General features: G+C 37.4%; 20 protein-coding genes. 10 read left to right on the forward strand and 10 right to left on the reverse strand.

Annotation, left to right across the window (positions count from 1 at the left end; translation table 11 throughout):
* Positions 1-6: 6 nt before the first annotated feature.
* The 4 genes from AB2Q86_RS11830 to AB2Q86_RS11845 form a co-directional block, all read right to left on the reverse strand.
* Complete coding sequence (locus AB2Q86_RS11830) at positions 7-801, reverse strand: ABC transporter permease (protein ID WP_012580870.1); 795 nt, start codon at positions 799-801, stop codon at positions 7-9.
* Positions 798-1,703, reverse strand: coding sequence for an ABC transporter ATP-binding protein (locus tag AB2Q86_RS11835; RefSeq protein ID WP_012580869.1), 906 nt, complete (start codon positions 1,701-1,703; stop codon positions 798-800). The genes AB2Q86_RS11830 and AB2Q86_RS11835 overlap by 4 nt, the downstream gene beginning before the upstream one ends.
* Positions 1,703-1,900, reverse strand: a complete 198-nt coding sequence (locus tag AB2Q86_RS11840; protein WP_012580868.1) for a PLDc N-terminal domain-containing protein — start codon at positions 1,898-1,900, stop codon at positions 1,703-1,705. The genes AB2Q86_RS11835 and AB2Q86_RS11840 overlap by 1 nt, the downstream gene beginning before the upstream one ends.
* Before the next feature lie 108 nt (positions 1,901-2,008).
* On the reverse strand, positions 2,009-4,153 hold the full coding sequence (locus tag AB2Q86_RS11845) for a penicillin-binding protein 1A (protein WP_012580867.1): 2,145 nt from the start codon (positions 4,151-4,153) through the stop codon (positions 2,009-2,011).
* A gap of 321 nt (positions 4,154-4,474) precedes the next feature.
* Between AB2Q86_RS11845 and AB2Q86_RS11850 the strand changes: the two genes are divergently transcribed.
* The 3 genes from AB2Q86_RS11850 (at position 4,475) to AB2Q86_RS11860 (ending at position 7,394) form a co-directional block, all read left to right on the forward strand.
* Positions 4,475-4,900 (forward strand): low molecular weight phosphatase family protein, encoded by a 426-nt coding sequence (locus AB2Q86_RS11850; protein ID WP_003725911.1) that lies wholly within the window; start codon positions 4,475-4,477, stop codon positions 4,898-4,900.
* A 64-nt stretch (positions 4,901-4,964) separates the two neighbouring features.
* On the forward strand, positions 4,965-5,834 hold the full coding sequence (locus tag AB2Q86_RS11855) for a cation diffusion facilitator family transporter (protein WP_012580866.1): 870 nt from the start codon (positions 4,965-4,967) through the stop codon (positions 5,832-5,834).
* 255 nt (positions 5,835-6,089) lie between these two features.
* The gene (locus AB2Q86_RS11860; protein ID WP_003727828.1) at positions 6,090-7,394 is read left to right on the forward strand and encodes a hemolysin family protein; all 1,305 of its coding nucleotides are present in this window, start codon (positions 6,090-6,092) and stop codon (positions 7,392-7,394) included.
* A gap of 40 nt (positions 7,395-7,434) precedes the next feature.
* On the opposite strand, the gene AB2Q86_RS11865 is transcribed toward AB2Q86_RS11860, so the two are convergent.
* Positions 7,435-8,313: a LysR family transcriptional regulator gene (locus AB2Q86_RS11865; RefSeq protein WP_012580865.1), complete on the reverse strand. Its 879-nt coding sequence runs from the start codon at positions 8,311-8,313 to the stop codon at positions 7,435-7,437.
* 299 nt (positions 8,314-8,612) lie between these two features.
* Here AB2Q86_RS11865 and AB2Q86_RS11870 point away from each other — a divergent pair, with 299 nt between their 5' ends.
* The 5 genes from AB2Q86_RS11870 (at position 8,613) to AB2Q86_RS11890 (ending at position 14,980) form a co-directional block, all read left to right on the forward strand.
* Positions 8,613-9,467, forward strand: a complete 855-nt coding sequence (locus tag AB2Q86_RS11870) for a sugar phosphate isomerase/epimerase (protein ID WP_003729630.1) — start codon at positions 8,613-8,615, stop codon at positions 9,465-9,467.
* Between the two features lie 68 nt (positions 9,468-9,535).
* Positions 9,536-11,461, forward strand: a complete 1,926-nt coding sequence (locus AB2Q86_RS11875) for an FAD-dependent oxidoreductase (RefSeq protein ID WP_012580864.1) — start codon at positions 9,536-9,538, stop codon at positions 11,459-11,461.
* Positions 11,462-11,519: 58 nt separating this feature from the next.
* Entirely contained in the window at positions 11,520-12,389 is an 870-nt protein-coding gene (gene aroE / locus AB2Q86_RS11880; protein ID WP_012580863.1) for a shikimate dehydrogenase, read from the forward strand.
* A gap of 32 nt (positions 12,390-12,421) precedes the next feature.
* Positions 12,422-13,630: an MFS transporter gene (locus AB2Q86_RS11885; RefSeq protein WP_003729633.1), complete on the forward strand. Its 1,209-nt coding sequence runs from the start codon at positions 12,422-12,424 to the stop codon at positions 13,628-13,630.
* Positions 13,631-13,789: 159 nt separating this feature from the next.
* Positions 13,790-14,980: an MFS transporter gene (locus AB2Q86_RS11890; protein ID WP_012580862.1), complete on the forward strand. Its 1,191-nt coding sequence runs from the start codon at positions 13,790-13,792 to the stop codon at positions 14,978-14,980.
* A 39-nt stretch (positions 14,981-15,019) separates the two neighbouring features.
* On the opposite strand, the gene AB2Q86_RS11895 is transcribed toward AB2Q86_RS11890, so the two are convergent.
* The 4 genes from AB2Q86_RS11895 to AB2Q86_RS11910 form a co-directional block, all read right to left on the reverse strand.
* Positions 15,020-16,084, reverse strand: a complete 1,065-nt coding sequence (locus AB2Q86_RS11895; protein WP_012580861.1) for a membrane protein — start codon at positions 16,082-16,084, stop codon at positions 15,020-15,022.
* A 2-nt stretch (positions 16,085-16,086) separates the two neighbouring features.
* The gene (locus AB2Q86_RS11900) at positions 16,087-16,959 is read right to left on the reverse strand and encodes an ATP-binding cassette domain-containing protein (protein ID WP_012580860.1); all 873 of its coding nucleotides are present in this window, start codon (positions 16,957-16,959) and stop codon (positions 16,087-16,089) included.
* Entirely contained in the window at positions 16,949-17,344 is a 396-nt protein-coding gene (locus tag AB2Q86_RS11905; RefSeq protein ID WP_012580859.1) for a GntR family transcriptional regulator, read from the reverse strand. Before AB2Q86_RS11905 ends, AB2Q86_RS11900 begins: the two co-directional genes overlap by 11 nt.
* A 91-nt stretch (positions 17,345-17,435) precedes the next feature.
* Complete coding sequence (locus AB2Q86_RS11910) at positions 17,436-17,918, reverse strand: methylated-DNA--[protein]-cysteine S-methyltransferase (protein ID WP_012580858.1); 483 nt, start codon at positions 17,916-17,918, stop codon at positions 17,436-17,438.
* Positions 17,919-18,063: 145 nt separating this feature from the next.
* Here AB2Q86_RS11910 and AB2Q86_RS11915 point away from each other — a divergent pair, with 145 nt between their 5' ends.
* On the forward strand, positions 18,064-18,624 hold the full coding sequence (locus tag AB2Q86_RS11915; protein WP_012580857.1) for a bifunctional transcriptional activator/DNA repair enzyme AdaA: 561 nt from the start codon (positions 18,064-18,066) through the stop codon (positions 18,622-18,624).
* A 21-nt stretch (positions 18,625-18,645) separates the two neighbouring features.
* The gene (locus AB2Q86_RS11920; protein WP_003739599.1) at positions 18,646-19,515 is read left to right on the forward strand and encodes an RluA family pseudouridine synthase; all 870 of its coding nucleotides are present in this window, start codon (positions 18,646-18,648) and stop codon (positions 19,513-19,515) included.
* Between the two features lie 12 nt (positions 19,516-19,527).
* On the opposite strand, the gene AB2Q86_RS11925 is transcribed toward AB2Q86_RS11920, so the two are convergent.
* Positions 19,528-19,920 (reverse strand): VOC family protein, encoded by a 393-nt coding sequence (locus tag AB2Q86_RS11925; protein ID WP_012580856.1) that lies wholly within the window; start codon positions 19,918-19,920, stop codon positions 19,528-19,530.
* Position 19,921 lies beyond the last annotated feature (1 nt).

Consider the following 19,921-nt stretch of genomic DNA (forward strand, 5'->3'; position numbering starts at 1 on the left):
TGTTCGCTATTCCGTTTTTGGGAGTGGTTTTATTTTTATCATTAGGATAGTTAGGCTTACAAGTAGGGCAATCCATAAGATAGTAATACAAAGTGTTGGGATAAAATAATCCATCGTCTTATCAGACATAATTAGCATTGTTGCATTTTTACTTAGATATGCTGGATTAAACATTTGAATCCAGCCGCCAAAACCACTGATTATACCTAAAACAATCGCTATAAACACGCTAATCATCGCAACAACGGCATTACTATCAAAAACTGCGCTCGCAAAAACAACCAAGCTAATTACGAAAATAAACCAGACGGCGTACACAAAAAATCCCTGCGTTAAAGAATTGATTGCTAGTTCTCCAAATAAAAAGTACGTATAATAAACAGCCAATACATAGCCAATTAAAAGCGAACTTAAGCCCACCACACATTGCATTACCCATTTCGATAGGACATATTCCGCAGCGCTCACTGGTCTTGTCATGATAAACGCTAACATGCCTCTAGTTCGGTCATTTTGAATGCAAGCCATCGCAACAACGATGATAATGATAATACCAATTTGATCAAACTGGGAACCGAGTGTTTGTGCCATAACCTCTTGAGCTGATTGATTTCCCATTAAAGCAACTACTTGTTCTGTCTCCGATCCTGTGCCTACTGCTTTTAGAATTTCTGGTAAAAAATACATCATTAGTGGTTGTGTGAGCCCAAGAAGAGCGAATACAATCGGAAGCCAAATAATTTTTAAACTTCGACGTTGTTCCAGCCATTCTCTTGCTAATAAAGCATTAAAATGTGTCATTTGCCCACCTTCTCCATAAAGATTTCCTCTAAGCTTTGGTGTCTGTTTTCGACACGAATAAATTCACCATCTATTTGTAATAAAGATTTCAAAATAGCTTCTGACCCAGCTTTTTGGTTAGTTGTGTAAACTTGATAGACCATTCCAACTTTTTCAATTTTCTCCACATGTTCATTTTGAAGCAGCAACGTTTGCCAAGCTTCACTATCTCCACTAAATTCGACATCGAACACAGGGGAGCTTTCTTCTTCCATAAGTTGTGCTACTGTCTTATCCGTGACCAGTTCGCCATTTTTAATGATGGCAATGCGGTCACAAATTTCTTCTGCATCTTTTAAAATATGTGTGGAAAACAAAATAGTAATCTCTTTTTTTAGTTTGTCTAATAGCAGCATCATTTCCCGACGACCGATAGGATCAAGTGCGGATACTGGTTCGTCTAGTACAAGGAGTTCTGGTCTGTGCAAAATGGCTTGAGCAATCCCAAGTCGTTGTCGCATTCCACCTGAATAGGTGCTAATTTTTTTATTCGCACTTTCTTCTAGACCTACTAATAATAAGACTTCTTTAATGCGTGTTTTTAAATCTGTTTTTTCCATATTAGATAACTTTCCCATAAAATGAAGGCATTCTGTCGCACTCATCCAACCATAAAATTCAGGATATTGCGGTAAAAAACCAATTTTTTCGCGAACTGATTTTGCATTTTGACCGTCTAAAGTAATTTGTCCTTCATCCTGCGTTAAGATTTGGACAATCATATTAATCATGGTTGACTTCCCTGCACCATTAGGCCCGATAAGTGCTACACATTCTTTTTCATTGATAGTGAGGTCAATGCCTTTAATAACCCACTTGCCATTGTATTTTTTCTTTAGTCCTTGAATTTCTAAATTTTTCATTAGCTACCTTCCTCTTTTCGGCCAAAAATAAAGTAGGCAATTGGGCCAAAAATGTTGATAACGATAATAACAACTAGCCAGATAACCGGATTTTTTCGTTCATTCCAGTTTTTTGTTAAGTCAATAATAGCTGTTAATAGTAAAGCTAAATAGAGAAGAATTACGGGTATAATTAATGCGATTTGCGTTTTATCCAATGTACTCACCTCATTCTTTTGTTATACTTATTGTATAACAGTTATAATATTAATGCAATACAAAAAAGCACATTTTACTAGAGTTAACATAGTAAAATGTGCTTTCTATTAATTACCTATTGAGTCGATTAAGTTTCCAATGCCATCAGAAACTTTTCCACCGAACTCTTTTACTTTATCGGCACCTTTTTTGATTGATTCTCCAGCTTCATCAGCTTTTTCTTTCACGCCACTCCAAAAGTCGCTGCCGCTATTCTTCTCTTTTTCTTCCTCTTCTTTCTTCGCTGCGGTTTCTTGTGCAGCGCTCTTCGTACTAAAGTCTGCGGATTTCTGATACTGTAAACCGCTATTCATTACGTAGTGGGCAAGACTAGATACACCAGCAGAACTTGTCGTAGTTAGGTAATGTTCTCTGTCTGTTTTATCAAATCCCATCCAAACGGCCCCAACTAAGTTTGGCGTATAGCCTACAAACCATTGGTCTTTTGTGCCGCTCGTATCATCGAATGGTACTTGTGTTGAACCTGTTTTCCCAGCCATTTCATGACCAGAAACAGCTGCACTTTGACCTGTCCCTGTATTAATAACATCTAAAAGCATAGAAGTCATTTCATTAGAAACGGTTTCTGAAATAATTTGTTTTGTTTTAGGAACATTTTCATATACTGTATTGCCTGATGGATCCACTATTTTAGTAATAATATGGGATTCTGGTTTAGCCCCATTATTAGCAAATGTTGCATAGGCTGTTGCCATTTCGACTGGTGAAGCACCTTTACTCATACCACCAAGCGCAAGTCCGAGAGTTCTATCTTTTTCGGGAACTGTAATTCCGAATTTCTCGACAGATTTTACGCCTTTATCGATACCAATTTGATCAAGTAACCAAACAGCCGGAGCATTAATGGAGTTGGCTACAGCTTTATACATTGGAACTTCTCCGCTATAAACGCCACCGACATTGGTCGGAGTATAATTGCCTTTGTAAGTTGTTTTTTCATCTTTTAGCATGGAGTCTACATCATAACCAGATTGAAGCGCTGGTGTGTATACCGCAAGTGGCTTCATTGTGGAACCTGGTTGTGCTTTCATCTGAGTCGCTCGGTTGAAACCACGGAAGACATGTTCTCCCCGTCCACCAACAAGTGCCCTGATTCCACCAGTAGCTGGATCCATTAGGACAGCTCCTGATTGAACCAATGTGCCATCATTTGCATTGGAAGGGAAAAGCGCATCATTGTTGTATACTTTTTCTAAAGAAGTTTGATAGTTTTGATCTAATTCTGTGTAGATTTTATATCCTTTTTGCATAATCTCATCTTGCGTGATATCTGCTTCATTTACAGCTTCGTTGATAACTGCATCGACATACCACGGATATTTATTCGCAAGCGGATCTTTTGATTGATCATTTAAAACTATTTTTGTCGCTTTATATTTGTCGCCTTCTGCTTTTGTAATGGTTCCTGTTTCGACCATCGCATTTAATACCATGTTGCGGCGATTCGTTGCTTTGTCAATATGATTGTAAGGATCGTATGCACTTGGAGCTTGAAGTAGTCCGGCGATTGTCGCAGCTTCTGGTATGTTTAAGTCTGCTGCTGATTTACCAAAATATTTTAATGAAGCATTTTCGACGCCCCACTCTCCGTTACCAAAGTAAGAGCGGTTTAAGTACATTTCCAAAATTTCATCTTTTGAGTAGGTTTTTTCAATTTCACGAGCCATAAAAATTTCTTTGGCTTTTCGTGTAAAGGTTTGTTCTTGTGTCAGTAGCGCGTTTTTGGCAAGTTGCTGCGTAATCGTACTACCACCACCAGAAATCCCTCCGCTAGTGACTAAATTAACGCCAGCCCGAGCAATCCCTTTCAAGTCAAAACCTTTATGTTCATAAAATTTTCTATCTTCAATAGAAACTACCGCATTTTGTAAATTCTTAGAGATTTTATCAATCGATACAAATGTTGCATCTGTGGAAGAAAGTTCTCCCGCTTTGTCGCCATCTTTATCATAAATAATCGTGGCTGACTCTAAACCTTTTTTAAGCGCGTCTATGTCGGCAGATTTTGCTACTATAACAAGATAAATGATAAAACTTAATAAAAATACAAGTCCAGCGAGTAGAAAAATCTTTCCGATATGTTTGTTTTTCCAGAAACGTCTAAATTTCTGCCATCCTTTGCTAATCCATTTTCCTATAAAACCAAAGAATAATTTTAAGTATTTAATAAGTTGCTGTTTGAATTTGTCCATGTAACTCTCCTATCTTCTACACGGTGTTAAATAAACTATACACACAGTTATACACGTATTTTACGTTAAAAAGCAACTTTGCGCCACCAACTTTAGACCGATTTTTGTAATAATTTTGTAATAATCCATATTTCCTACACATTTATTAACCTCTTTTTTACAATTTCTTCATTTTAATGTTTCTAGTAATTTAAAAAGGGTAGATATTACTGTTACCATTACTTGTGTTTTGGTAATAATTATCAACTATATACTGTGTACAACAAGTAATGGCAGCAAATTTTACATGGATTCATTAATACGCCGGAAAGGAATTGGAATATGACGCAAAAGCTGATCTACTTTTTATCACAAACGCATATTCGAAGTGCCATTGCTGAAGCCTGGGCGAAAAGACTTTCACTTAGCAATGTCAAATTCATTAGCGGTTCTTGGCATAAATCCAAATCAACACCATTTATTGCAGAAGCGTTGAATGAGTTTGCAATTGAGCCACCTGAAAGCTTGTCTTATTCTCCTAGCTCAGAACTACTGGCAGATGCTGATCTCATTGTAACAATTTATGATTCTGCACATGAAACTGCACCAAAATTTCCAGCTAACATACAAGAAAAAATTATTTATTGGGACATTGATGATCCAGAACAAGAAATAGCGTTACCAAAAAAATGGGCGAGTTATCAAGAAGTATGTGATAACATTGCCTTATCAGTAAAAAATTTAGAGCACGTATTGATAGAGGCTTAGATTTCGTTGTCCCGCCATTTGTAGGCGGGACTTTTATGTTAAAAGAGAAAGGAGTACATACATAATGGATGGATACAACGATTTAAAAAAAGCAGAGAAAGCGGCATTTTTAAGTATTTTTGCTTATTTATTTCTTGCGGTTTTAAAAATAGTTGCTGGGCAATTAGGAAATTCTGATGCCTTGCTTGCAGATGGTTTGAATAATACGACTGATATCGTTGCCTCTGTTGCACTTTTAATCGGCCTTAGAATTTCTCGTATTCCACCTGACGCGGATCATTCTTATGGGCACAGGCGGACAGAAACTATCAGCTCCTTAATTGCTTCTATCATTATGTTTCTAGTTGGTGTACAAGTTATTTGGAGTTCCATCGTTCATATTATTGAAAAAGAATTTGCAACTCCTTCTATGTTAACTGCTGTCGTTGCTCTCTTTTCTGGTGTTTTTATGTATGCCATTTATTTATATAATCATCGGCTTGCGAAAAAACTTGATAGCCAAGCGGTGCGAGCTGCTGCATATGATAATCGTTCCGACGCCTTTGTTAGTTTTGGTGCGTTTATCGGGATTATTGGCGTTGTTCTTGGTGTTCCTTGGCTTGATTCCGTGACGGCCTTTTTAGTAGGTATTTTAATTGTTTACACTGCGATCAAAATATTCTATGACGCTGCACACACACTGACAGATGGCTTTGATGTTTCAAAACTTGAGACAATTCATGATTTAATTGCTTCCGTACCTGATGTCAAAAAAGTCATTGATATTAAAGCGCGAATGAACGGCAATCGAATTTGGATTGATGCTACTATCGCCGTAGACCCAGAGCTGAATGTGGTTAAAAGTCATGAAATCACCGAAATCGTTGAACAAAAAATTCGTAATGAGTACGAGGGTGCTTTCACTTTGGTTCACATTGAACCATTTTTTGAATAATATTCGTTGTCAATAATGGTAAAGTCAACTATAATTTAGATTAAAGTATCATTTGCTGGGAGGGAATATTCGATGGGGCAGAGAAACTAATTCATATAAATTATCTAACTAGCATGAAAAATAGGCAGCAACACATTGGAGGATTTCTCTTCCAGGGCGATTTTTCTTCTATATAGATAGTTTTTTCATAAGCTTATTTATATTAAATTAGGAGGTGTTTGCCTTAGCAGAAACTATTTCTGTCAAGGCGATTTATTGATATTAACCATTAAATTTTTAATTATAGCTTTACTTATTGCTATATCAGCGTTTTTCGTGGCAACGGAATTTGCGATTGTTAAAATGCGACCGAGCCGTTTAGACCAATTAATTGCGGAGAAAGATAAACGAGCGGTTCTCGCTAGACATATTTACAACCATTTGAACGCTTACTTATCAGCCTGCCAACTTGGGATAACGATTAGTTCCCTTGGACTTGGTTGGTTGGGGGAATCTACGGTAGAAGCGGCGTTACATCCGTTATTTAGCTTAATGGAACTTCCGCAATCAGCTATTACGATTCTATCCTTCACGATTGCCTTTCTATTTATCACATTCTTGCACGTAGTTGTTGGAGAACTTGTACCGAAAACACTGGCGATTGATAAAACAGAAGCAGTTGCACTTGCGGTAGCTCGTCCACTGCATATTTTTTATAAAGTGATGTTCCCGTTCATTTGGATTTTAAATGGTTCTGCGGTTTTCATCGCGCGCCTTTTTGGTTTAGAACCTGCTTCTGAACATGAAATTGCTCATACCGAAGACGAATTAAAAATAATCGTCGGCGAAAGTTATAAGAGTGGTGAAATCAACCAATCAGAATTTCGTTATGTGAATAAGATTTTTGATTTTGATGAACGAATGGCGAAAGAAGTTATGATTCCGCGAACAGAGATTGTGACTGTTGATACAGGATCTACAATTGGAGAATTATCCGATATTATGCAAAATGAACGCTATACGCGCTATCCGGTTATTGATGGCGATAAAGACCACGTTATCGGCGTACTTAATTTAAAAGAAATTTTGTCAGCATATGTTGAGCATGGATCTAATCCAAGTTTTAGCATTGACCCTTACGTAAAACCAATTATTCGAGTAATTGAAACAATTCCGATTAAAGAATTACTTTTCCGGATGCAGCGTGAACGTTCCCATATCGCGATTTTACTTGACGAATATGGTGGTACTTCTGGACTTGTTACGGTTGAAGATATTGTAGAGGAAATCGTGGGTGATATTCGTGACGAATTTGATGCCGATGAAATTCCAGAAATTCGCAAAATCAAAGACGGTCACTTTATTGTGGATGCGAAACTTCTTATTGATGAAGTAAATAATATTTTAGGTACTGAAATTGAGGAAGAAGAAGTCGACACAATTGGCGGCTGGTTCTTAACGCAAAATTATGAAGTAGAAGTTGGGGACGAAATTGATTACGATGGATTCATTTTCCGCGTAAAACAAGGCGAACCTCATCATATTGAATATATCGAAATCATCAAAAAAACAAATGATTAATCAAAAAGTAGCTATTCCTTTAATAGGATAGCTACTTTTTTTATATACGATGCGCTAACATAAATTGTTTGAATTTCTCTGCTGCTGGCGTTAATGTTTGGTTTTTCGCGACTGCGAGATAAAAGAATCGCTCCCAGTTTGGGCTTCTAATTGGTAAGACTTTGACATCTACATAATTTAAAATCGGCATATTCGGAACTACAGCAATTCCAAAGTTTTGCGCGACCATACCGGCAATGACTTGATCCACTTCAATTTCATATGCGATTTGATAATCGGCGCCAATTTTTCTGAATAACTCATCGATAATTGGACGCAAACCACTTTTTTTCGAGAATGCGATATGCGGATAATCTACCGTTTCGATTAAATCAATCCAGTCTTTCTCAGCAAGCGGATGGCTTTTAGGGACGATGAGCACTAATTCTTGTTTGGCAATTGGTGTAAAGTGAATATTTCTTTCATTTTCAAGTTTAGAACAAATACCAATATCAAATTTCTTTTCTTTTAGGCCTTGAATGATATCAATCGAAACACCTGTATGGAAAATAAAATCGATTTGTTTTTCTGGTTCGGTTTGGAGAAATTCTTGAACAAGCTTTGGTATTAGAGACGTGCCAAGTGTTTGCAAGAACGCCAAGTCAATCTGCCCTTCCCCATTCGCCGCTTTTTTTGTCGTCGCGACACCCGCATCAATCATATCTAAGGACTCTTCCACATAATCAAGAAATACTTTGCCAGCTTTACTTAACCCTATATTCCGCCCTTCTTTTTCAAATAAAGGGATACCTAATTCTTGTTCTAATGACGAAATTGCGTGACTTAAACTTGGTTGTGTAATTAGCAATTTTTCAGCTGTTTTTGTGTAATGCTCCATGTGCGCCAGTGTGACGAAGTATCGTAAATGGTGTAAATTCATGCTTCTCTCCTAACTAAAAAGTTATCTATGCAATTTATCTATCAATTAATAGAATAATACCAATTTGTTTTTATGGAATAGTCATAATACAATTAAACTGTAGTTACGCCAGTGAAATAAACTATTCCTTAAAAACCAATATACGGTAGAATAGGTTAACTGTCCAGTTCCATTTTCAACTATTGAAGGCGTTATCACATCAGAGATTTTAATTTAGCGGAATTTATTTTTTTACTGGTGTTTGTGAAATTGTTATCAAAGTTTCTTGTAATTTTTATTATGGAGAGGAGATAATTTTTATGACAAATGCAAATGGCAACTTAAAAAAATGCCCCATCACGATCAGCTCTTATACACTTGGAACGGAGGTATCTTTTCCTAAACGAGTGAAAGTTGCTGCGGAAAACGGTTTTGACGGAATTGGCTTGCGTGCAGAAAACTATGTAGATGCACTAGCTGCCGGATTAACGGATGAAGACATGTTGCGGATTTTAGACGAGCATAACATGAAAGTAACAGAAGTGGAGTACATAACCCAGTGGGGAACCGCCGAAGATCGTACAGCAGAACAACAAAAAAAAGAGCAAACAACTTTCCACATGGCGCGATTATTCGGCGTCAAACATATTAATTGTGGTTTGCTTGAAAAAATCCCTGAGGAACAAATCATCGTCGCACTTGGTGAATTATGTGACCGCGCAGAAGAATTAATTATTGGTTTAGAATTTATGCCATATAGCGGCGTAGCAGACTTACAAGCAGCTTGGCGAGTAGCAGAAGCATGCGGCCGAGATAATGCGCAACTTATTTGTGACACGTGGCACTGGGCTAGAGCAAATCAAACAGCAGAATCTATCAAAAACGTTCCCGCTGATCGGATTGTTTCTATCCAACTATGCGATGTCCACGAAACACCTTACAAAGAACTTCGTGAGGAATCACTTCATGATCGTCTAGCTCCCGGAGAAGGCTACGGAGATACGGTCGGTTTTGCAAAAATTTTAAAAGAACATGGTGTAAATCCACGTGTGATGGGAGTCGAAGTTATCTCAGACTCTATGGTAGAAACTGGTTTAGAATATGCTGCTATTAAAGTATACAATGCTACAAAAAAAGTTCTAGATGAGGCATGGCCAGAGATTTCTCCACGGTAAACCACTACTCAATTATGTGAAATTGATAACGTAATAGAAATACTCCCTTTGAAAGGAAAGTGTTATTTTTGAAATTTAATTCGATGTTTTCACCTATTGATATCGGGCCGATGAAAGTGCCCAACCGATTTGTCGTATCGCCAATGTGTAACAACTATGCAAATACAGATGGAACTTTATCAGATACTTCCCTCGCTTACTATAAAGAACGAGCACTTGGAGGTTTTGGACTTATTACTTTTGAAGCGACCGTTGTAGATGTACGTGCAAAAGGCGGAGCAAATAAAGCTTGCTTATATAGCGACCATCAAATTGCTAGTTTTAAACGAGTGATTGATGTATGTCATGACGCTGGAGCAAAAATTTCTGTTCAATTGCAGCACGCTGGACCAGAAGGTAATTCCAAAGTTTCTGGTTTCCCTTTAAAAGCAGCTTCGGCAATCGCCTCTGCTGCTGGGCGAAACACACCGGAAGCCATTTCACGAGAAGAGCTTTATGAATTGATCGAGCTATACGGAGAAGCTGCTTTACGCGCGAAAAAAGCTGGCGCCGATGCGGTTGAAGTTCACTGCGCACATGGTTATCTAGTAAGTAGTTTCTTATCCGCACGGACGAACAAACGTGTAGATGAGTTTGGTGGCTGTTTTGAAAACCGAATGCGATTACCTCGGCTTATTATTGAAAGTATTCGTAAACGTGTCGGTCATTCCATCGCAATTCTTTGCCGAATTAATAGCACGGATGGTGTGGAAGGTGGACTAAGTGTTCAAGATAGCGCAACAGTTGCAGCTTATTTAGAAGATTGTGGTTTGGATGGTTTGCATGTTTCTCGTAGCGTCCATATTCGTGATGAATACATGTGGGCGCCAACCGTCTTGCATGCAGGATTTAGCTCTGATCTTGTAACACAAATTAAACGCGCTGTTTCTATTCCTGTAATTACTGTGGGTCGTTTCACAGAGCCGCATTACGCGGAATTAATGGTTCGTGAAGGCCGCGCTGACTTGGTTGCTTTCGGGCGTCAGTCTTTAGCAGATCCAGAAACACCAAATAAAGCTGCAGCAGGAAAACTAGACGAATTACTTCCTTGTATTGCTTGTCTTCAAGGTTGTGTGGCTAACATGTATGCCGGAAAACCAATTACTTGTCTAGTAAATCCATTACTCGGACGTGAATCCGAAGCTTACTTACCAAAAACGCCAAGTAAAAAAGTGGTTGTTGTTGGTGGCGGCGTTGGTGGACTTTATGCCGGATGGATGGCTGGATCCCGTGGTCATGATGTGACAGTTTATGAAGCATCAGATATGATTGGCGGTCAAATGCGCTTAGCTGCCTATCCTCCTGGTAAAGGCGACTTAACAAATATGGTTCGTAGTTACATTAAAAAATGCGAACAGTTTGATGTCGAAATTAAAACAAACACACCTGTAACATTAGAACTTATTCAAGAAGTTGCACCAGATGCTGTCATTATTGCAACTGGCGCGACTCCACTAGTTTTACCAATCCCAGGTATCGAGGACGCAGGATTGATTCATGCTGTTGACTTACTGGATGGAAAAGAGAAATGTGGTCAAAAAGTTCTAGTTGTAGGTGGCGGTATGGTTGGTAGTGAAACAGCTGCATTTTTAGGTGAGGCTGGTCATGATGTTACCGTTGTAGAGCTTCGCGATGAAGTCGGGGCAGATGTCATTTCTGAGCACCGTAAGTTTCTTATGCGTGATTTCGATGAATATAAAATCAAAAGTGTTACTAATGCAAAAGTAACGAGTTTCTTTGAAGACGGAGTAACCTATTCCCTAGCTGACAACAAAGAACAGCGGGTTGATGGTTTTGACTCTGTAGTTCTAGCAATGGGATCAAGAGCCTATAATCCGCTAGAAGAAGCTATTAAGACAATTGTACCGGAAACCTATGTTATCGGTGATGCTGTACGCGCACGCCGCGCGCTCGACGCAACGAAAGAAGCACTTGACGCTGTATTACAATTATAATTTATTGTCCTACTCGCTCTAATATGTAGCGAGTAGGATTCATTCGGAGGAAAACAAAATGGAAAATAGAATTTCAGGAACGACTAGGCTTCTTGGCTTAATTGGGACACCCATAGACCATTCAAAATCTCCAATCATGTATAATTACAGTTTTCAAAAAGCGGGTTTGGATTATGCTTACCTAGCCTTTGACACACCTATCCAAAAAGTTGCAGATACTATTAAGGCAATCAGGACATTTAATCTTCGTGGTGCAAATGTAACCATGCCTTGTAAAAGTGAAGTTTTAAAACACATGGATGACCTTTCCCCTGCCGCACGGATGATTGGCGCTGTTAACACTATCGTAAATGAAGACGGGAAACTAACTGGGCATATCACAGACGGCCTTGGTTTTATTGCAAATTTGCGAGATGCTAGTGTAGATGTTACCGGCAAAAAAATGACTATAATTGGTGCTGGTGGCGCGGCTACAGCAATCCAAGTCCAGTGCGCACTTGATGGGGCCAAGGAAATCACCATTTTTAATATTAAAGACGCTTTTTATGACAAAGCGAAACAAACCGTTGCTTCTATTAAACAAGAAGTCCCACATTGCATCGTACATATTTATGATTTGAACGATACAGAAAAACTAAATGCGGAAATTGCCACTAGTGATATCCTTGTAAATGCAACACTTGTCGGCATGCATCCAAATGAACACGAAACACCTATCAGCAATACATCTGTTTTCAGAAAAGAACTTATCGTCACAGATATTATTTACAATCCTAAAAAAACACAACTTCTGCTAGATGCGGAAGCTGCTGGTTGTAAAACGGTTGGCGGATTAGGAATGCTTTTGTGGCAAGGCGCTGAAGCATACAAATTATTTACCGGTAAAGATATGCCAGTTTCAGAAGTAAGAGATTTATATTTTAACTAATAAATTCATCAGGATTTCGAGAGGAGAAAAAAATGAACGCAAAGAGATTTTATCCAACAGCAATAGCACTTTATTTTACTTATTTTATTCACGGTATTGGGGTATCCATTCTAGGCCAATACAAACAAGATTTCGCTGGAGTATGGGGAGCAGATAAGCTTTCTGATGGCACTTTTGATGTTAGTATGGTTATCGCAGTTATCGCCGCACTTGGCTTAGGACGCTTACTAACACTACCAATTTCCGGACCTTTTTCAGATAAATTTGGACGTAAACCTTCCGCATTAATCGGTGTTGGGTTATACGCAGTTTATTTCATCGGTCTAGCATTTGCACCAAATATGTATATCGCTTACGCTTTCGCTTTTGTCGGAGGAGCTGCGAACTCATTCTTAGACACAGCCGTAACACCTTCTGTTCTAGAGATCTTCACAAAAAATGGCGCAATTGCCAACATGTTTACTAAATTCTCTATCTCTATCGGGCAATTCGTATTACCTTTTGCAATCGGTATGGTTGCGGCGGCAAATATGTCATTCCGTACACTATTCGTTATTACAATGGTCTTAATCGTTATTGACGGCTTAATCATCGCATTTATGCCATTCCCTCCAATGAACAATAATGTTGGCGGTGAAAAAGCAAAACCAGAAAAAATGAAATTCAATGCAACTAGTTGGGCTATTATCGGTATTGGTTTTACTTGTACCTCTACTTTCCAACTATGGCTAAACTGTAACCAAGAACTCGGAAAATTATACGGCATGGCTGATCCAAGTAAAATTCAATCATTCTATTCACTAGGAACTATGTGCGCAATTTTAATTACCGCTGTTCTCGTGAAAAAATTTATTTTACCAGTTCGAATTCTAATCCTTTATCCAGCAATTGCTACACTAATGCTATTAATTATTTATATCGTACAAACACCGACCATTTGTTTAATTGGTGGATTTGTTATCGGATACGCAGCTGCAGGTGGAGTTCTACAACTAGCTGTATCGACTGCCAATGAATTTTTCCCAACGAACAAAGGGAAAATCACTTCGATTGTTATGATTTCTTCCAGCTTAGCAAACTACATTGTTTTAAATGTTGCAAGTTATATTACTAAAGCTGGTGGTATCGAAGGTCCGAAATATGTGTTATTATTCAATGTAGCGATAACTGTTATTGGTATCCTACTAGCAATCTTTGTCAACATGCGTTACAAAAACGAATCTAAAATTGCAACGAAATAATTCATTATTCAACTGAGCATTCATTTTGCTCAGTTGAACTTACATATCATTTGTGAAGTAAAGCACAAACTTATGTATTTTATCTATATGAACTCACTGAAAAAGAGGGTATTTTTAATAAAAAGTCCTCATAAGTCATTACATAAAGGAGAGCAGACTATGAAAAATAAATATTTATCTACATCACTAGGTCTTTATATGAACTACTTTGTTCATGGTATGGCGTTAATCATCATTGCACAAAATATTGATTTTTTATCTCAAAAATGGCATACAGATTTGGCTGGTGCTGCCGGCGTTGTATCTTCCTTTGGGATTGGTAAATTATTAGCTGTATTTATTTCAGGAAGGCTATCCGATAAATTCGGTCGAAAGTTGTCTGTTATTCTCGGCGTGTTTTTCTATATTATCTTTTTAGGCGGTATATTACTCAGTCCCAATACGATTATCGCTTACATGTTTGGTATTTCTGCTGGGATAGCAAATTCCTTCTTAGATACAGGAACCTACCCTGCCCTTATGGAAGCTTATCCAAAAAAAGCTGCTTCTGCTAATATTATTGTTAAAGCTTTCGTACAGTCTGGTCAATTCCTTTTACCATTCATGATTGCATTTATTTTGGCAAATAACTTATGGTATGGCTGGAGCTTTATTGTATTAATCGTTATTTTACTAATCAACTTACTCTATACATTAACGCGAACTTTCCCGCCGATGACTGTTGGAAAACCACTAGATGTAGCAGAGCTTGCCGAAGAGAAAAAGCAGAAGTTTCATTTTAGTATTGATGAAATTTGTTTGATTTTATTTGGTTTTGTGGCTCAAACTCTCCTTTATATTATGAGCCAATGGATTGCTAAGTACGGTTCAGAAGTTATTCATATGACGGATGATGCTTCTCGATTACTTGTAAGTTATGCAAGCGTTGGCGCGATTATTTGTGTGTGCGTGACATTTGTTCTAGGAAATCGCGGTGTGCGAACGCTCCATATCTTAATAACCTACGTAACTATGACCATGCTCATCTCTTTCACATTATTTGCTTTCCCAAGCGAAATCGTCTGTATTGTTGGAGCTTTCTTATTAGGTTATTTCTCTGCGGGAGGAATTATTCAATTAGGCTTAACATTACTTGCGGAAGTTTCTGCTCGAGGAAAAGGTTTTGTCACTAGTCTTTATACAATTGCAGAAGGGATAGCCGTGTTCGTTATTCCATTAATTGCAGCTGCTATTTCGAGAATTGATATTGCTGCTATCTTCTTATTAAATGCGGGTATTGCACTTTTCGGCCTTGCTCTCTTAATGATTGTATTTACTAGAAAGAAAAAATTTGCTCGAGATCACATCTAAAAAAAGGTCGAGAATTGATTATCCAATTCTCGACCTTTTTTAATGTTTTCTAAGTGTTTTCCATTTATACATTAATATCCAAAAAATAGTGGCAGATACCGCCAAAATGAGTATCATTTTAATGGTTAAGAAAACCACTTGTCCTGTTGTAATGATTTTCTCATAATTAAAACTTGCATAATGACCACTTAGACAAATAGTCACATAGAGTGAACCAATGATAAGTATCGGGAGACGGAATTTATTATTCATCAGGAAGCGACCATTGTTTTCTAAAGAAGCAGTTTTCATTGCATACCAACCAATGATTAACATTACTATAGATAACATAATTAACACAACAAATTCCCAAAGCATCGTCGTTCCGCTTAAAATGGGGGTTGGTAGTGCATTAAACAGCATTACAGCTCCTCCATCCATATCCGATAATGTTTTCCCAGCAAAAAACGCTTTAAATCCAACAATTAAATTGGTGATTGCTCCTGGGAACATGTATAAAAAGCTAACCACGGACCCAATCGCTATAATCCCAGCTGTAATTATTTCTCCAACTAAATTCCCCACTGCAATCGCTAAGGTGAAGGAGAATAAAAACAACAACGAGAAAGAACTAATATAAATAAATGAATCATCCACACTTGGTAAATACAATTCTGGTATTTGCTGGTAAATATACCAAAACCTACAGAAAATAATGAGCGGTACTATAATGAAAATCAAAAGTAATGGAATAAGCATCTTATGCCAAAATATTTGTTTCTTTGAATATGGTAATCCAAACGTAAAATAATCCATCTGCTTATTCTTCTCAAATACCGTTAACTTTAACCCTAAGAATAGAAAAACATAGAAGAAAAGTGCTAAATTCCCTTCAAAATCATAAGGAGTTAAACTTAAATCATTTTTTATTTCATTTCCTGTCATTTTTTGATCTGTGTTGTTAGTTTTTTGAAATTCTTCTGACTGATAATATTTATAGTTTTCATTAAACATGCTTACTGTATTGGTTGCAGTCGTTGCTTCAGAGCCTATAAAAGCGAAAAGGATAAATAGAAACACCCATGCATTTTGACGCCATTCTTTCCAAAGAAGTCCTGTACTCATGTTCACTCACCTCCTCGTTCTTCTAGATGATAAATAAACAAGTCTTCTAACGTGACTGCGAGTTCATCCATGAAAATCGGTTTTTCTTTTTTTATTGCTGCATATAATTCTGGATTCATATCTCGGAATAAAATGGTGTAAACACGACCATACTTATTAATTACTTTTCCGTTTTCGAGTAAAAGAGGTGGTACTTTTTTATTTTCAAAAGCGATTTGGATTTTAATAGCTTGTTCCCGAAGTGACTCAAGATGGTAAGACTCTTCAATATGATTATCTTGTAAAATATGAATATAATCAGCAATCGGGTCTAAATCATCTAAACGATGGGAAGAAATAATCATTCCTAATTTTCGTTTCTCCACTTCCTCTAATAATATGCCCATAATTTTCTTTTGAGCAATTACGTCAAGCCCTTCCATTGGTTCATCAAGTAGAATATAATCCGCCCCTACAGAAAGAGCAAGAACGAGACCGAAAAGCCCCTTCATTCCTTTTGAATAATTTTGAAACTTTACATCTGCGGCTAAGTTCACTTGATTCATTAAGCTATCAAATTTAGCTCCATCGAATAGTGGATATGTTTTTTGATAGAATTTTTTTATCGTCGGAATCTTATAACCATCCCAACAATGCAAATTGTCTTGAAGCATAAATAGTTTTTGCTTTAATTGAGGCTTTTTGCTTAATGGCTCATCTAAGTACACATCGCCCTCATCTGGGATATAAAAGCCCATTATAGTTCGAAAAAGAGTTGTTTTACCTACGCCATTTCGTCCAACTATGCCAATAATTTCTCCTGGCTTTACTTCAAATGTTATTTTATCCAATAAGAGTTTCCCGTCAATTTTTTTGCTAAGTGAATCAACCTTCAACCATGTCACCCCCAATGATGTCTTGACTATATTCATCTGATAATTTATGTATTTCTTCTACGTTAATCCCAAGATAAACTAAATCGAGAATTGTTTCTTTTAATTTAATTTTTGTTTCTGCTAATTTTTTTGGCGAACTCACTTTATCTTCTTGATTCGCTATAAAGGTTCCTTTTCCTTTTACCGTGACAATTACTTCTTGTCGTTCTAATTCTTGGTAAGCTTTACTCACAGTGTTTGGATTCACTCCTATTCTACTAGCAAATTCACGTATAGACAGTATCTTTTCGCCTTCTTGCAGGATCCCTTTGACAACTTGTTCTTTAATTTTTTGGACAATCTGTTCATAAATCGGTAGTTGACTTTTTGTGTTAATCGTAAACATCTCTCCCCCTACTTTCATGAATTCTAATTTAGAGAACTAATTGTACTAGCTCCTATAGTACAGTAGATAAAAAAATAAATCAATTCCCTTATTAAAAAGACAATTGATTTAAGTTTAATTTTTCTAATTTTAATAATGATTCTTTCATTCTGATTCCGCCGCTATAACCTGTTAATTTACCATTTTTGCCAATTACTCTGTGGCACGGGATAACGAAAAGTAATGGGTTTCTCCCGATAGCTGTACCGACCGCGCGCACCGCTTTAGGACGATTTATCTGCGCTGCAATTTCTGTATACGTTCTAGTTTCTCCGTATGGAATGGTTGTTAATGCTTGAAACACTTCCATTTGAAGAGGCGTGGCGGTTAAGTGAAGTGGTACAGTAAAATCCGTAAGTTCACCGTTCAAATAAGCAAGCAATTCTTCTTTATAAATATGCATTTTTTCTACGTTTTGCTTGGCCGATTGAATTTTTTCGGCTTGTGTTCCAATATAAACCAGACCGTTTTCCGTTGCGGCAAAATAAAGCACTGTGTCTGAAAAATGAAGCGTGTCATAATATAAATCTACCATTTCCTTCACCTCTTTCTAAGATTAATTATACGCCTAATTGGATGGATTTTCTAACCAGTTTCACTATAAGAGCAAGATTAGAAAAGTTTTTCTCGCAATTTCCCTTCATAACGTTTATGATTAATAAGAAGTTGAGGTGATAACATTGTCGGATTATTACTTAACCAAAAAAAGATGGCAAGCAATTTCAACGAATGATAAGACTGCTGATGGCACATTTTTCTACGGCGTTACATCTACGAAGATTTTTTGCTACCCGTCTTGTAAATCACGATTACCAAAAAAAGAAAACATCCTTATTTTCCATAGTGCGGAGGAAGCTTTTTCGCATGGCTACCGGGCTTGTAAACGATGTAAATCTGGTGGGACTGCGCTACCGGATACGGAATGGGTAACAAATATCGAAATGTATATTAAAGAAAATTTTGCCAAACCGCTCACTTTACAAATCATTGCAGATGATTGCCACGGAAGTCCTTACCATTTACACCGGACATTTAAGCGCATTACGATGATTACACCTATCACTTACTTGGAGAACATCCGGATTAACTACGCAAAAAAGCAACTAACTAGTTCCAACCAATCCATAGAAATTATTGGGAAAATGTCTGGTTTTCCAAATCCCTCTCATTTTTCTACAACTTTTAAAAGACATACAGGTTTGTCGCCAAACCAATTTCGAAAAACCATCAAAAAAAATTAAAATAGAACGGATGATACGAATATGACACATGTAACATTACCCATTTTAGAAGATTGGGAAGGTCTTTCACTAACTACTATTTTGCAAGAAAAATTTCACCTCGGTAAAAAGGCACGACATGAAATTCGCATGTCTCAAAACGTTTTACTAAATAACAAACCGCTTGACGACTGGAATACGCCACTTTTCGTTGGTGCGAGTCTTTCTTTACCAGTTTTTTTACACGACAAAATCCCGACTTATGAGTACGACTTAGAAATTATTTATGAAGATGATTTTTTACTTGTAGTCAATAAACCGGTGGATATGAAAACTCATGCAAATGATAGTTATGAAACAGATACTTGCGCGAATGCCGTGCAATATTACTTAGAAAAAACAGGCCAAGATGCGAACGCCCTAGCAGTTCATCGTCTTGATCAAACTACTTCCGGTTTAGTACTGTTTGCTAAAAACAAATTAGCTATCGCCGGCTTATCTTGGCAAATGGAAAATAGAGCGATTCACCGGACTTATCTCGCTGCAGTTGATGGTACTTGGGGACTCGTGATGCAAACAATCAACAAACCAATTGGCGAAGATCGTCACCACGGTTCTAGACGCCAAATCAGCCCATATGGTCAACCAGCAGTAACGCATGTTAAAGTGTTAGAAAACGATAATGAAAAAAATACCTCTCTTGTAGAATGCCAAATCGAAACTGGCCGGACGCACCAAATCCGCGTGCACTTAAGCGGAATCGGCCACCCAATCATTGGTGATACACTTTATGGTGGTTCTCCTCGTGCTAATCGCATTATGCTACATGCAGAGAAATTACATTTAAATCATCCTTTCAAAGGCAAAGAAATGAATTTTTCAGCGCCTGCTGGAGATGATTGGGTATTTTAAAAAGCCACAACATTACGTTGTGACTTCTGTACAAATCTCTACTTTTATTCCATTTGGATCTTCAAAAAATACAGCATAATGATTTTCACCACCAGCAAAAGGATATCTTTCTTCATATAGAAGTTTGGTTCCTTTTGCTTTTAATTTGGCTCGAAAATCATCCACACGTTCTTTTGTACCACCATGAAATGCCAAATGATTAAGACCAATGCGCTTGCGATGATAACCTTCCGCGATAAACGGTTCCTCTGTTTGCACAAATACTAAATACGTATCGGCGAATTTATAACTAAAGCCTTCATTCCAAGTCTGGTATAACTCATAAGAAAGTTCTTCTAACAGCTCTGACCAAAACATGCGACTTTCTTCTAAATCAGCTACATATATTTCCACATGGTGTAACATA

Origin of the sequence: Listeria monocytogenes, from assembly GCF_041765605.1 — a bacterium.
Lineage (GTDB): Bacteria > Bacillota > Bacilli > Lactobacillales > Listeriaceae > Listeria > Listeria monocytogenes_D.

Excerpts from the sequence above, each read along its gene's own strand:
- AB2Q86_RS11905 (WP_012580859.1), bottom strand. The coding sequence starts at position 17,344 with ATGTTTACGATTAACACAAAAAGTCAACTACCGATTTATGAACAGATT.
- AB2Q86_RS11830 (WP_012580870.1), bottom strand. The coding sequence starts at position 801 with ATGACACATTTTAATGCTTTATTAGCAAGAGAATGGCTGGAACAACGT.
- AB2Q86_RS11845 (WP_012580867.1), bottom strand. The coding sequence starts at position 4,153 with ATGGACAAATTCAAACAGCAACTTATTAAATACTTAAAATTATTCTTT.
- AB2Q86_RS11835 (WP_012580869.1), bottom strand. The coding sequence starts at position 1,703 with ATGAAAAATTTAGAAATTCAAGGACTAAAGAAAAAATACAATGGCAAG.
- AB2Q86_RS11850 (WP_003725911.1), top strand. The coding sequence starts at position 4,475 with ATGACGCAAAAGCTGATCTACTTTTTATCACAAACGCATATTCGAAGT.
- AB2Q86_RS11920 (WP_003739599.1), top strand. The coding sequence starts at position 18,646 with ATGACACATGTAACATTACCCATTTTAGAAGATTGGGAAGGTCTTTCA.
- AB2Q86_RS11865 (WP_012580865.1), bottom strand. The coding sequence starts at position 8,313 with ATGAATTTACACCATTTACGATACTTCGTCACACTGGCGCACATGGAG.
- AB2Q86_RS11870 (WP_003729630.1), top strand. The coding sequence starts at position 8,613 with ATGACAAATGCAAATGGCAACTTAAAAAAATGCCCCATCACGATCAGC.
- AB2Q86_RS11910 (WP_012580858.1), bottom strand. The coding sequence starts at position 17,918 with ATGGTAGATTTATATTATGACACGCTTCATTTTTCAGACACAGTGCTT.
- aroE (WP_012580863.1), top strand. The coding sequence starts at position 11,520 with ATGGAAAATAGAATTTCAGGAACGACTAGGCTTCTTGGCTTAATTGGG.
- AB2Q86_RS11885 (WP_003729633.1), top strand. The coding sequence starts at position 12,422 with ATGAACGCAAAGAGATTTTATCCAACAGCAATAGCACTTTATTTTACT.
- AB2Q86_RS11925 (WP_012580856.1), bottom strand. The coding sequence starts at position 19,920 with ATGTTACACCATGTGGAAATATATGTAGCTGATTTAGAAGAAAGTCGC.
- AB2Q86_RS11895 (WP_012580861.1), bottom strand. The coding sequence starts at position 16,084 with ATGAGTACAGGACTTCTTTGGAAAGAATGGCGTCAAAATGCATGGGTG.
- AB2Q86_RS11855 (WP_012580866.1), top strand. The coding sequence starts at position 4,965 with ATGGATGGATACAACGATTTAAAAAAAGCAGAGAAAGCGGCATTTTTA.
- AB2Q86_RS11890 (WP_012580862.1), top strand. The coding sequence starts at position 13,790 with ATGAAAAATAAATATTTATCTACATCACTAGGTCTTTATATGAACTAC.